The sequence below is a fragment of the Arthrobacter sp. GCM10027362 genome (genome assembly GCF_042679445.1).
Classification (GTDB): Bacteria; Actinomycetota; Actinomycetes; order Actinomycetales; family Micrococcaceae; genus Crystallibacter.
In genome coordinates this window covers 1-11,649 of sequence record NZ_JBHTML010000139.1, presented here as the reverse complement: position 1 = coordinate 11,649, position 11,649 = coordinate 1, and the positions used below count along the sequence as shown (strand labels likewise).

The window sequence follows — 11,649 nt, the reverse complement described above, 5'->3', positions numbered from 1 at the left end:
GCCCGGTGCCGCGGGCGGCGCGCTTGCGCTGGGCGTTGGCCCCGGTGGACCTGCCCTGGCCATGGTTCGCGGCCCGGCCGGCCTCCAGGACCGCCTTGCGGACCTGGGGGTCCACCGTGGCGGCGACCTCGCCCACCAGCCTGGCCACCAGTTCGGAGCCGGGCGAAACGTTTTCAAAGGCCACGTCGACGCCGGCGGCCTTCATCATCTTGCCCACCTCATGCTTCTGCTCGGGTACCGCCACCGTCACCACCGTGCCGTCGGAACCGGCGCGGGCGGTGCGGCCGGAGCGGTGCAGGTAGGCCTTGTGCTCGGTGGGCGGGTCCACGTGGACCACCAGCTCGACCTCGTCCACGTGGACTCCGCGCGCGGCGACGTCGGTGGCCACCAGGACGCGGACTTCGCCGGATGAGAATTCGGCCAGGTTCCGGTCGCGGGCATTCTGCGAGAGGTTCCCGTGCAGGTCCACGGCCGGGATGCCGGCGTCGGTCAGGCTCTTGGCCAGCTTGCGGGCCTGGTGCTTGGTCCGGGTGAACAGCACCCTCCGGCCCCGGCCGGAGGCAAGGGTGCCGATCAGCTGCCGCTTCGCCGCCTGGTCCGCCACCACGAGCACATGGTGTTCCATGGTGGTCACCGCAGCCTGCGGATCATCCACCGAGTGGGTCAGCGGATTGGACAGGAAGCGCCTGACCAGCTTGTCCACCCCGTTGTCCAGGGTCGCCGAGAAAAGCATCCGCTGCCCCTGCGCCGGGGTGGCGGCCAGCAGCCGCTGGACCACCGGCAGGAAGCCCAGGTCCGCCATGTGGTCCGCCTCGTCCAGCACGGTGATTTCCACCGTCTCGAGGGTCAGGATCTTCTGCCGCATCAGGTCCTCGAGCCGGCCCGGGCAGGCCACCACAATGTCGACGCCGGCGCGCAGGGCTTTTTCCTGGCGCTGCTGCGACACCCCGCCGTAGATCACGGTGGTGTTCAGGCCCAGCTCGTTGGCCAGCGGCTCGATGGTGGCGTTGATCTGGGTCGCCAGCTCGCGGGTCGGAGCCAGCACCAGGCCCAGCGGACGGCCGGGGCGGCGGCGGTAGGCGGCTTCCCGCTCCGCGAGCCGGGAGACCAGCGGCAGGGCGAAGGCCAGGGTCTTGCCGGAGCCGGTGCGGCCGCGGCCGAGCACGTCCCGGCCGGCCAGCGTGGAGGGAAGGGTCTCGGCCTGGATGGGGAACGGTTCGGTGATGCCGGAGGCGGCCAGCGAGGCAACGAGCGGCTTGGAGACGCCAAGGTCCTTAAAGGAGCGCACGGCAGCAGAAGTAGTCATAGTTCCGGAAAAGTACTTTCGGTCAGTGGCCCCGGCACCGGTGTGGCCCAGGGGTCGCCGAAGAAAAGCCAGACAGCGTCAACCGCGGGGAGTCCGGGCGGCACAGGGGCACGGAAACCCGGTCTGCGGGAGAAGTTTGCATGCGTTCATCGACGCAGGGAACACCGCCGGCCAGCCGGGATGGTGCTCCAAGTACACCAATTCTACCAGTGCGGGCCGGCGGCACCGTTCCGGCGGCCGGCCCCGGCCCGCCCGGCGCACTGGATACCCTAGTAGGGATGATTACAGCCAACAGCACCCCCGACCGGTCTTCCGCCGGCAGCCTGCCGGAAGACACCGCCGCGGACCCGGCGACGGTGCCGCCTGCACCACCGCGCCGCGGCCAGCCGGTCAGCTTTGTCCGCCGCGGCTCGCGGTTGCAGGGCCGCCGCCGGCAGGCTTGGGAACAGTACGCCGGCAGGTTCGTGGTGGATGTCCCGCGCCGGGATTCCGATACCTCGGTGGCTCCGGACTATGTCTTCGACCCCGAAGCGGCCTTCGGGCGGCAGGCACCGCTCGTCGTCGAAATCGGTTCCGGGCTTGGCGAGGCCGTCTGCCATGCCGCCCTGGAGCATCCGGACTGGGATTTCCTCGCGGTGGAGGTCTACCGTCCCGGGCTGGCGCAGACCCTGCTGCGGATCGGCCAGCAGGGCCTGTCCAATGTCCGGGTGGTCCAGGCCAATGCCCCCGAGGTGCTGGCCACCATGCTGGCGCCCGGGTCGGTGGCGGAACTGTGGGTCTTCTTCCCCGATCCCTGGCACAAGACCCGGCACATCAAGCGCCGCCTGGTCCAGGCCGGCTTCGCCGCCGCGGCCGCACGGGTCCTGCAGCCGGGCGGCCGGTGGCGGCTGGCGACGGACTGGTCCTCCTACGCCATCCAGATGCGCGAGGTGGGGCAGGCGTCGCCCGAGTTCGTGAACGTCCATGAGGGTGAACGTGCCGGGGCGGACAGCCCGCTGACACGGGTCTGGGAAAGCGGCGTCGAGCAGTTGGTCGGCGGCGCCCCCGTGCGCGAGGGCAGGGCCCCGGTCAGCACCGGCAACGCCAGCGAAGGCGAGGGCGTGGACACCGTCGGCGGCTGGGCGCCGCGGTTCGAGGGCCGCGCCCTGACCAGCTTCGAGCAGAAGGCCCGCAGGGCCGGGCGCGGGATCTTCGACCTGACGTTCCGGCGCCGCTAACCGTCCTCCGCCGCACCGTGCATGTAGACGGCGGCCACCGGGGCGTCACGCCCGTTGCGGATTTCGACGCAGGTGATGTCCTCGGGCATCGTCGCGGTGGAGGCCACCAGCCTGGCCTTCCCCGTCGGTGTCGCCTGCCAGGTGGCAATCTGCCAGTCGACGCCGGTGCGGTCGGTCAGCCACAGGGAGAACACCCCCTGGTCCGGCAGCATCGCCCCGTTCACGGCCAGCTCGGTGCCCCAGGCCCGGTGGACCAGGTCCAGCTCGACCTGCAGCCCGGAGGACGCGGTCATGGTGTAGTTTTCCGTCTCCTGCGTCGGGTGCAGCACCAGCGGGCCGGCGGCGGCGCCGATGGCCAGGCATGCCGCGGCGACGCCGGCGATCAGGGCCGCCGTCAGCCGTCGTGCGCGGCGGCGGCGCCGGGCCAGCTCCGCCATCAGCCCGCGGGCCATGTCCCGGGCAGGTCCGGGCGCGGGCCCGGCCAGTGCCATCGCCTCTTCCCGGGTCAGGGCCGCGAGCGCGTCCGGCAGGGCCTGGAGTTCGGCCAGTTCCGCCCGGCACCGGGCGCATCCGGCCAGGTGGTGTTCCAGCAGCAGCCGCTCGCCGGGCTCGATGCCGCCGAGGACGTAGGCCCCCAGCAGCAGGCGCAGGCCCTCATGGCCCTCCCTCACGGTGCAACCCCCATCTCGTCCAGGACGGCACGCAGCGCCTTGGCAGCATAGAAGGCCCGGGACTTTACCGTCCCCAGCGGGATGTTCAGGGCCCTGGCTGCGTCCGCGGCGGTCAGCCGCTGGTAGTGCAGGGCCAGAATCACGCTGCGGTGCTCCGCGCTGAGCCGTCCGAGTGCTTCCTCGATGAGCACCCGCAGCAGCAGTTTGTCCACCTGGTCCGCCGCTGCCGGCTCCTCCTCGGGGAAACCCGTCTCCGGCACGCGCCGGGATCGCCGGCGGTACTCGTCGATAATGACGTGCCGCGCCGTCCGGTACAGATAACCGCGCAGGTTCTCCGGATCCGCCCCGCGGCGCCAGACCCGCAGGATGGTTTCCTGCACCACGTCCTCGGCCTGGTCCGGATTGGACATGGCAGCGAGCACGAACCGCCGCAGGGCCACCGCATGGTCGCGGTACAGCTGGGCGACGGCTTCATCTTCCATCGGCATGGACGACCTCCCGGTCCGGCGGACCCTGCGGCAGCACCGGGGAACCGCTTCCAACAACAAGGACGGCGGCTCCCCGCAAAAGGTTCAACGCCCGGAGCGCCAGTACACATCCAAATCCTTGGAAGTTCCGTGGAACGGGCAGTCTCCATGGCCGGCAGGAACGGCCCGCGGAAAAATGCCGGCCCCGGGCTGAACCATTGCAGCCGGAGACGGCGTCTTTGCACATAGCGGCCCGCCTCGGTGGATCGCGTATCCGAGACAATCCGCTTGATCGTAAGGAACACGTCATGAAGCTCAAACTTAGCGGCGCGGCAGCCATCCTGGCCGCAGGCCTCATGGGACTGACCGGCTGCGGTGGAAATACCGGAACGGTGCCGGCCACTCAATCGGTGGCCCCGGCCCCGGCGTCGCCCTCGGTGGCGTCTCCGTCGTCCATGGCCCCCGTGCCGCAGGGCAGCGCGGAACTGAAGGTCGCCGATTCCAAGCTGGGCCAGATCGTGGTGGACGCCAAGGGCATGACGGTCTACTACTTCACCAAGGACGTCAAGGACTCGGGCAAGAGCAACTGCACCGGCGAGTGCATCGCGGCCTGGCCGCCGGTCCTGACCGAGAGCGACAAACCCAAGGTCGAGGGCGTCACGGGAACCATCGGCACCATCACGACGCCGGAGGGCAAGAAGCAGATCACCATCAACGGCATGCCGATCTACTACTGGGTCAAGGACAAGGCCCCCGGAGACACCACCGGCCAAGGCGTGAACGATGTCTGGTACGTGGTGGCGCCGAACGGCGACATGATCAAGAAGTGAGATCGTCTCCTCCCGCCAAGGGAGGAGGGGCCCGGTTCCCACGGCTCATGCCGCGGGAACCGGGATGGTCCCCGCTTCTGCCGGTGCCGGCCCCGTGCTGCCTCCACGGGCGTCACGGGTCTCCGCCTGCCCGGCGGCGACCCGCAGAAAATCGACTGCGGCATCAAGGCCGCGGTCACGGCGTGCCGCGCATGCCGGGCAGCGGCGGGTGGGGAATCCGCGGTCCGGAAAACGTCCTAGTGCTGCGGGCGCCAGAGCATGACGGCCTGGGTGCGCGGGTGGGGCCGCTGGCCGCGGGCCAGGCTGACCACATCGCCTGCCAGGCCGGCGGCGAAGATCCGGCCCGTCTGAAGCCGCGCGCGCCGCTTGGCCTGCTCCAGCTCGGCGCTCAGCTCCTTGACCCGGGACTGCAGGGCGGAAACCTGGTGCTCCAGTTCCAGAATGCGCTTGATGCCTTCCAGAGACACACCTTCCTGCGACAGCCGCTGCACCTCGCGCAGGGAATCCACGTCCTGCTGCGAATAGCGCCGCTGGCGGCCGGCCTGGCGGGACGGGGAAACCAGTCCCAGCCGGTCGTACTGGCGCAGGGTCTGCGGGTGCATCTCCGCCAGTTCGGCGGCAACGGAGATAACAAAAATCGGCGCATTGCGGTCGATGCTCATTGCCGTCCCCCTTCCGTCCCGCCTACAACCTGGCCTTGGCGGCCAGGTTGTGCCGGGGATCTGCGTCCGCGGTGGCTTCGGCGAAGGCCTTCACCGCGTCTTCGGCCTGCTTGTTCAGGTTCTGCGGCACTACGATGTCGATGGTGACCAGCAGGTCTCCGGTACCCTTGGACGTCTTGACGCCCCGGCCCTTGACGCGCAAGGTACGGCCGGACGGGGTGCCCGGCGGAATCCTGACCTTCACGGTTTCGCCGGTGATCGTCGGAACCTCAATCTGGGCGCCCAGCGCGGCCTCGGCAAAAGTGACCGGCACATGGATCCGGAGATTGTCCCCGTCGCGGGTGTAGAACGGGTGCGGCTGGACGTTGACGGTGACCATGAGGTCGCCGTTGCCGGCCGGGCCCGGCTGGCCCTTGCCCCTGACCCGCACCTTCTGCCCGTCCCGGATGCCGGGGGGAATCCTGACGTCGATGACTTCCCCGGAGGGTTCGCGCAGGCCGATCCTGGTGCCGTTGATCGAGCCGGCGAAGGAGATCGTGGTCGTGGCCGTGCGGTCCGCGCCCTTGCGCGGCGGAGCCTGCGGCGGCGCGTAGCCGCCGCCACCACCGAACCCGCCGCCGAACCCGCCGAACAGGTCGGCAAACTCCGGGGGAATGTTGCCGCCGCCGAACCCGCCGGCCGAGCGGCCGCGGGTGGTCTGGCCGAAGAGGTTGCCGAAGATATCCTCGAACCCGCCGGCGCCGGCACCGCCGCCACCGCCGGCAGTGAAACGTGCCCCGCTGCCCATGGCCCGGATCGCATCATACTGCTGGCGTTCCTCCGGGTCGGACAGGACGGAGTAAGCCTCGGACACGTCCTTGAACATCTTTTCCGCGGCATCATTGCCGGCGTTCGTGTCCGGGTGGTATTTGCGGGCCAGCTTGCGGTACGCCTTCTTGATGTCCGCGTCGGACGCGTCCTTGGAGACACCAAGGATCTTGTAGAAGTCCTTCTCGACCCAATCCTGGCTAGCCATCCAGGCGCCTCCTTATCGATGTATGACAAAGTCTAGGTCCCCGCACCGGCAGGGCGGGGAAACCGGGCCGGGGACGCCTTCGGGGAGGGCGGCTTAAACGGACCAGCGATACGGCCGGCCGGGAATCCCGAGGTCCCCGGGCCCGCAAGCCGGGCCGGGGACCTCGGGATTCCGTTCGTTGCCGCCGGTCGAAGACATCTCCGGCGCCGTCCGGCTTATTCGGGTACGGCCACGATCACCTGCGCCGCGCGCAGGAGGCGGTCCCCCGACTTGTACCCGCACCGCAGGACCTGCTGCACGGTATCGGCACCGACTTCCGAACTCGGCTGCTGCATCAGCGCCTCGTGGATGGTCGGGTCGAAGGCTACGCCGCTCTCGTCGATCCGTTCGAGCCCGAGCCCGGTGAGCGTCGTCTCCAGCTTCGCCGCGATCGAAGCGAACGGTCCCTCCGCGAGGTCGCCGTGCTGACGGGCGGCTTCGATGTCGTCCAGCACCGGAAGCAGCGAGTTCAGCACGCCGAACACGGCCGTTTCACCGGCCACCGCGCGGTCCCGTTCAACGCGTTTGCGGTAGTTGACGTACTCCGCCTGCAGGCGCAGCAGGTCGTTGCGCAGTTCTGCAGCCAGGTCCTGCTCCTGGGTTTCGGCCGAGGCCTCGTTCAGGATCTGCTCGGCCTGGGCCAGTGCGTCCCCGGCGTCGTGGGCCTCGTCCACGGGACGGACTTCCTCATGGGCCGGAGCGCCCTGGCTGTCGTCCTGGCTGCCGCGGACCTTGCCGGTTGCCGGGTCGATCTTCCGGTTGTCCCGGATTTCGATCGGCTCCTGGCCGGCTGCCGCCGTATGCTCTTCCTCGTTTCCGTGATGGGGCATGATTACTTCTTTTCGTCCTCGTCAACAACCTCGGCATCCACGATGTCCTCCTCGGCACCGGAGGCACCGGTGGAGGAATCGGCACCGGCGGAGGCACCCGGGTTCGCGGAGGAACCTCCGGCCTGCGCGTGGGAGTAGATCGCCTCGCCAAGCTTGGTCTGGGACGCCTGCAGCTTCTCGAACGCGGCCTTGACCTCGTCGTCGTTGTCCTGGGACTCCAGGGCCTTCTTCAGGGCGTCGACGTCGGCCTGGACCTCGGTCTTGACGTTCTCCGGGAGCTTGTCCTCGTTGTCCTTGAGCAGCTTGTCCACCGAGTACGCCAATTGCTCGGCCGTGTTGCGGCGGTCGGCCGCCTCGCGGCGCTGCTTGTCCTCGTTGGCGTGCGCCTCGGCGTCGCGGACCATGCGGTCGATGTCGTCCTTGGAGAGGGCGGTGCCGCCCGTAATGGTCATGGACTGCTCGGCGCCGGTCCCCTTGTCCCTGGCCGAGACGTGGACGATGCCGTTGGCGTCGATGTCGAAGGTGACCTCGATCTGGGGCACGCCGCGCGGAGCCGGCGCGATGCCGGTCAGCTCGAAGGTGCCCAGCGGCTTGTTGTCCCGGGTGAACTCGCGCTCGCCCTGGAAGACCTGGATGGCCACCGACGGCTGGTTGTCGTCCGCGGTGGTGAAGGTCTCGGACCGCTTGGTCGGGATCGCGGTGTTGCGCTCGATCAGCTTGGTCATCACACCGCCCTTGGTCTCAATGCCCAGGGACAGCGGGGTGACGTCGATGAGCAGCACGTCCTTGCGCTCGCCCTTCAGCACGCCGGCCTGCAGCGCGGCGCCGACGGCCACGACCTCGTCCGGGTTCACGCCCTTGTTCGGCTCCTTGCCGCCGGCCATTTCCCGCACCAGGTCCGAGACGGCCGGCATACGGGTGGAACCGCCGACGAGGATGATGTGGTTGATGTCGGAAACCTTGATGCCGGCTTCGGTGATGACATCGTGGAACGGCTTCTTGGTGCGCTCGAGCAGGTCCGCGGTCAGCTCCTGGAACTTGGCCCGCGACAGGTGCTCGTCCAGGTGGACCGGGCCCTCGGGGGTGACCGAGAGGTACTGCAGCGAGATGTTCGTGGACGAGGCGGAGGACAGTTCCTTCTTGGCCTGCTCGGCCGCTTCCTTCAGGCGCTGCAGCGCGATCCGGTCCTTGGACAGGTCCGCGCCCTTGGCCTTGGCCTGCTTCAGCAGGTAGTCGACCACCCGCTGGTCCCAGTCGTCGCCGCCGAGGCGGTTGTCGCCGGCGGTGGCACGGACCTGGATGGTGGAGAACTCGTCCTCGTCCTTGCCGACTTCCAGCAGGGACACGTCAAAGGTGCCGCCGCCAAGGTCGAAGACCAGGATGAGCTCGTCTTCCTTGCCCTTGTCCAGGCCGTAGGCCAGCGCCGCAGCGGTAGGCTCGTTGATGATGCGCAGCACGTTCAGGCCGGCGATCTCGCCGGCTTCCTTGGTGGCCTGGCGTTCGGCGTCATTGAAGTATGCCGGAACGGTGATCACCGCGTCGGTGACCTTCTCGCCCAGATAGGCCTCGGCGTCGTGCTTGAGCTTCTGCAGGATGCGGGCGGAGATCTCCTGCGGCGTGTACTTCTTGCCGTCGACGGTGATGCTCCAGTCGGTACCCATGTGGCGCTTGACCGAGGCGATCGTGCGCTCGATGTTGTTCACCGCCTGGCGCTTGGCGATTTCACCAACCAGCACCTCGCCGGACTTCGAGAATGCGACAACGGACGGGGTGGTGCGGCTGCCCTCGGCGTTGGCGATGACGGTGGGCTCGCCGCCTTCCAGCACGGAAACCACGGAGTTGGTGGTTCCCAAATCGATTCCTACTGCGCGTGACATACGCTTTCCTTTCATTGTCGGCCGCAAAGCGGCCGTCTTGAGCGATCTGCACTCAAGTTTACTCCGGCCCGGAGAGATGTCAACCCAAACCTGAGCGGCCCTGACTCAAGTTTGGCGGCCGGCCGGGAATTAACCTTGCGCAACAGTACGGGCCTCCTGCTACGCGGCAGGGATGCATGCGGAGTAACCTCCAGCTATGAAGAACGAGGTTTACTCCCACGGGCACCATCGAAGCGTGGTCAATGCCCATGCGGTCCGCACCGCCGCGGACTGCGCCGCCTACCTGCTGCCGCACCTAAAGCCGGGAATGGCCCTGCTCGACGTCGGCTGCGGCCCGGGCAGCATCACGGCGGACCTGGCCGAACTGGTGGCGCCCGGGGAGGTTACCGGGCTGGACCGCTCCGAGGACGTGCTGGAGCAGGCGGCCGAACTGGCGGCGCTGCGCGGCCTTGAGAACGCCACCTTCGTCAGCGGCAACATCTACGACCTGGAGTACGACGACGACACCTTCGACGTCGTGCACGCCCACCAGGTGCTCCAGCACCTGGCGGATCCGGTCGCCGCGCTCTACGAGATGCGCCGCGTGGCCAAGCCGGGCGGAATCATCGCCGTCCGCGATGCGGACTTCCACGGAATGAGCTGGTATCCGGCCATGCCCGAACTGGACGAATGGATGGAGGTTTACCAGCAGATCGCCCGCGGCAACAAGGCCGAACCCGATGCGGGCCGCCATCTGGTGTCCTGGGTCCTGGCCGCGGGCCTGCGCGACATCACGCCGTCCTCCTCCAACTGGCTGTACGCGACCGAGGAGAAGCGCGCGTGGCAGGGCAGCGTCTGGTCCGAGCGCGTGCTGCATTCGGCCTATGCGGAACAGGCCCTGGAACGCGGCCTGACCGACCAGGCCGGGCTCGAGCGGATCGCGCAGGGCTGGCGGGACTGGGCCAAGACCCCGGACGGCTGGTTCCTCATTCCGAACGGGGAAATCCTGGCCCGAAAGCCGTAAACGATGGGGCACGCCCGCAGGGCATAGGCCTCTGCCGCCACCACCGCTGAAATCCCGGGCAAGCACAAGCGACGAGGCGGTGCCGGACTGTGGGCCGCCGACACGTTGTGGTGAGCCTGCGCCGGGGCCGTAGGATCGGCTGGTGCAGTTTTCCCTCTGGCTGGCGCTGCTCGGCGCCACGATCGTGATCAGCTTCACTCCGGGCGCCGGTGCCATCAACACCATGAGCAACTCGCTCAATGCCGGATTCCTCCGGTCCCTCTGGGGCGTCCTCGGCCAGCAGGCGGCCCTGGTCATCCACGTGGCCATCGTGGCCCTGGGCCTGGGCCTGGTGGTCTCCAACTCCCCGGCGCTGTTCGCGGCGATCAAGTACGCCGGCGCCGCCTACCTGGTCTACCTTGGCCTGCGGCAGTTCTTCGCCAAGCCCCACGACACGGCCGCGGTGGCCGAGGCGCGGCGCGACGAGCCGGCCTTCTCCATGTTCCGCCGCGGCGTCTGGGTGAACCTGCTCAATCCGAAGGCCATCGTGTTCTTCCTGGCCTTTATGCCCGGCTTCATCCGGCTGGACCAACCGCAGCTGCCGCAGTACCTGGTCCTGGTTGCCACCGTGGTGGCCGTGGACATTCTGGTCATGTGGTTCTTCTTCGCCGCGGCGGCGAGGTCCTTCCAGCGCTTCACCCGCACGGTGCGCGGCCTGACCCTGATGAACCGGACCTTCGGCGTCCTGTTCATCGGCGTAGGCGTACTACTGGCGCTGGCCTAACTAGACTCGTGGCTATGTACCGTATCCTGACCGTCTGCACCGGGAACATCTGCCGCTCCCCGATGGCCGAATTCGTACTCACGCACGCCCTCGCGGAGGCAGGACTGGCGGATGACGTCGCGGTGGACTCCGCGGGCATTTCGGATTGGGAGATCGGCAAACCGATCGATCCGCGCGCGGCCAGGCGGCTGGCCCTGGCCGGGCTGGCCAGCCAGGCCCACCGCGCCCGCCAGTTCGAGCAGCTCTGGTTCCAGGACCGCGACCTGATCCTCAGCCTGGACGCGGACCACTTCGAGGAGCTGCGGCGCATCGCCCCGGACGAGGCGGCCCGGGGCAAGGTCAGGATGTTCCGTTCCTTCGATCCGGCCCTTGCCGGGCGCAGCCCGGAGGAACAGGGCATCTACGACCCGTGGTTCGGCAACGACGCCGACTTCGATGCCTGCTGGGAGATGATCCAGTCCGCCGTTCCGGGCATTGTGGAATACGTCAGGAAGTCCCTCGATGCCCGCCGCTAAGCCATTCGTCATCGCCGTGGACGGCCGTTCCGGTGCCGGCAAGACCACCCTGGCGGTGGAGCTGGCAGCCCTGCTGCGCGCCCACCGGAGCGTTTCCCTATTCCATCTGGAGGACATCTATCCCGGCTGGGGCGGGCTGGCCGACGGGCAGCGGCGCTACCGCGAGACGGTGCTCAAGCCCCTGGCCGCGGGCCGGCCGGCGGCCTGGACCAGCTGGGACTGGCAGCAGGGTGCGGACGGGTCCGCCCGCACCACCGAGCCGGCGGAGGTCGTCCTGCTGGAGGGCGTGGGCGCCGCCCACGCCGACGCCCGGGATTTCCTCGACGCCGTCGTCTGGATCGAGGCCGGCAGCGCCGAACGCCGCAGGCGTGCGCTGGCCCGTGACGGCGCGGGCTACGAGCCGTACTGGGACCTCTGGGCCGCCCAGGAGGACGCCTGGCTGGCCGAGGACGAC

13 protein-coding genes are annotated in these 11,649 nt (G+C 68.8%); 6 read left to right on the top strand and 7 right to left on the bottom strand.

Annotation, left to right across the window (positions count from 1 at the left end):
* Positions 1-1,306, bottom strand: a 1,306-nt coding sequence (locus ACFQ36_RS16650) for a DEAD/DEAH box helicase (RefSeq protein ID WP_377015544.1), incomplete at its 3' end; no start/stop codon positions are given.
* A gap of 278 nt (positions 1,307-1,584) precedes the next feature.
* Here ACFQ36_RS16650 and trmB point away from each other — a divergent pair.
* Positions 1,585-2,523, top strand: a complete 939-nt coding sequence (trmB, locus tag ACFQ36_RS16645; protein WP_377015542.1) for a tRNA (guanosine(46)-N7)-methyltransferase TrmB — start codon at positions 1,585-1,587, stop codon at positions 2,521-2,523.
* Here the strand turns inward: trmB and ACFQ36_RS16640 are convergent.
* Positions 2,520-3,194 (bottom strand): anti-sigma factor family protein, encoded by a 675-nt coding sequence (locus tag ACFQ36_RS16640; RefSeq protein ID WP_377015540.1) that lies wholly within the window; start codon positions 3,192-3,194, stop codon positions 2,520-2,522. The genes trmB and ACFQ36_RS16640 overlap by 4 nt on opposite strands.
* The gene (locus ACFQ36_RS16635; protein ID WP_377015538.1) at positions 3,191-3,682 is read right to left on the bottom strand and encodes a sigma-70 family RNA polymerase sigma factor; all 492 of its coding nucleotides are present in this window, start codon (positions 3,680-3,682) and stop codon (positions 3,191-3,193) included. Before ACFQ36_RS16635 ends, ACFQ36_RS16640 begins: the two co-directional genes overlap by 4 nt.
* Before the next feature lie 287 nt (positions 3,683-3,969).
* Between ACFQ36_RS16635 and ACFQ36_RS16630 the strand changes: the two genes are divergently transcribed.
* Positions 3,970-4,491 (top strand): hypothetical protein, encoded by a 522-nt coding sequence (locus ACFQ36_RS16630; RefSeq protein WP_377015536.1) that lies wholly within the window; start codon positions 3,970-3,972, stop codon positions 4,489-4,491.
* A gap of 236 nt (positions 4,492-4,727) precedes the next feature.
* Here ACFQ36_RS16630 and ACFQ36_RS16625 read toward each other — a convergent pair whose 3' ends face one another.
* The 4 genes from ACFQ36_RS16625 to dnaK all read right to left on the bottom strand — a co-directional run bounded on the left by ACFQ36_RS16625 (position 4,728) and on the right by dnaK (position 8,914).
* Positions 4,728-5,153: a heat shock protein transcriptional repressor HspR gene (locus ACFQ36_RS16625; protein WP_377015534.1), complete on the bottom strand. Its 426-nt coding sequence runs from the start codon at positions 5,151-5,153 to the stop codon at positions 4,728-4,730.
* Positions 5,154-5,175: 22 nt separating this feature from the next.
* Positions 5,176-6,168, bottom strand: coding sequence for a DnaJ C-terminal domain-containing protein (locus ACFQ36_RS16620; RefSeq protein ID WP_377015532.1), 993 nt, complete (start codon positions 6,166-6,168; stop codon positions 5,176-5,178).
* Positions 6,169-6,383: 215 nt separating this feature from the next.
* Entirely contained in the window at positions 6,384-7,037 is a 654-nt protein-coding gene (locus ACFQ36_RS16615) for a nucleotide exchange factor GrpE (RefSeq protein ID WP_377015530.1), read from the bottom strand.
* A gap of 2 nt (positions 7,038-7,039) precedes the next feature.
* On the bottom strand, positions 7,040-8,914 hold the full coding sequence (gene dnaK / locus ACFQ36_RS16610; protein ID WP_377015528.1) for a molecular chaperone DnaK: 1,875 nt from the start codon (positions 8,912-8,914) through the stop codon (positions 7,040-7,042).
* A 196-nt stretch (positions 8,915-9,110) separates the two neighbouring features.
* On the opposite strand from dnaK, the gene ACFQ36_RS16605 reads away from it, so the two are divergent.
* The 4 genes from ACFQ36_RS16605 to ACFQ36_RS16590 form a co-directional block, all read left to right on the top strand.
* The gene (locus tag ACFQ36_RS16605) at positions 9,111-9,917 is read left to right on the top strand and encodes a class I SAM-dependent methyltransferase (protein ID WP_377015526.1); all 807 of its coding nucleotides are present in this window, start codon (positions 9,111-9,113) and stop codon (positions 9,915-9,917) included.
* A gap of 142 nt (positions 9,918-10,059) precedes the next feature.
* Positions 10,060-10,680 (top strand): LysE family transporter, encoded by a 621-nt coding sequence (locus ACFQ36_RS16600; RefSeq protein ID WP_377015524.1) that lies wholly within the window; start codon positions 10,060-10,062, stop codon positions 10,678-10,680.
* Positions 10,681-10,694: 14 nt separating this feature from the next.
* Complete coding sequence (locus ACFQ36_RS16595; RefSeq protein ID WP_377015546.1) at positions 10,695-11,195, top strand: low molecular weight protein-tyrosine-phosphatase; 501 nt, start codon at positions 10,695-10,697, stop codon at positions 11,193-11,195.
* Positions 11,182-11,649 (top strand): uridine kinase (locus ACFQ36_RS16590; protein ID WP_377015522.1); only part of this gene is annotated, 468 nt, incomplete at its 3' end. The genes ACFQ36_RS16595 and ACFQ36_RS16590, both read left to right, overlap by 14 nt.

Coding starts and splice junctions, on each gene's coding strand:
- ACFQ36_RS16625 (WP_377015534.1), bottom strand. CDS start 5,153: ATGAGCATCGACCGCAATGCGCCGATTTTTGTTATCTCCGTTGCCGCC.
- ACFQ36_RS16605 (WP_377015526.1), top strand. CDS start 9,111: ATGAAGAACGAGGTTTACTCCCACGGGCACCATCGAAGCGTGGTCAAT.
- trmB (WP_377015542.1), top strand. CDS start 1,585: ATGATTACAGCCAACAGCACCCCCGACCGGTCTTCCGCCGGCAGCCTG.
- dnaK (WP_377015528.1), bottom strand. CDS start 8,914: ATGTCACGCGCAGTAGGAATCGATTTGGGAACCACCAACTCCGTGGTT.
- ACFQ36_RS16595 (WP_377015546.1), top strand. CDS start 10,695: ATGTACCGTATCCTGACCGTCTGCACCGGGAACATCTGCCGCTCCCCG.
- ACFQ36_RS16620 (WP_377015532.1), bottom strand. CDS start 6,168: ATGGCTAGCCAGGATTGGGTCGAGAAGGACTTCTACAAGATCCTTGGT.
- ACFQ36_RS16635 (WP_377015538.1), bottom strand. CDS start 3,682: ATGCCGATGGAAGATGAAGCCGTCGCCCAGCTGTACCGCGACCATGCG.
- ACFQ36_RS16615 (WP_377015530.1), bottom strand. CDS start 7,037: ATGCCCCATCACGGAAACGAGGAAGAGCATACGGCGGCAGCCGGCCAG.
- ACFQ36_RS16630 (WP_377015536.1), top strand. CDS start 3,970: ATGAAGCTCAAACTTAGCGGCGCGGCAGCCATCCTGGCCGCAGGCCTC.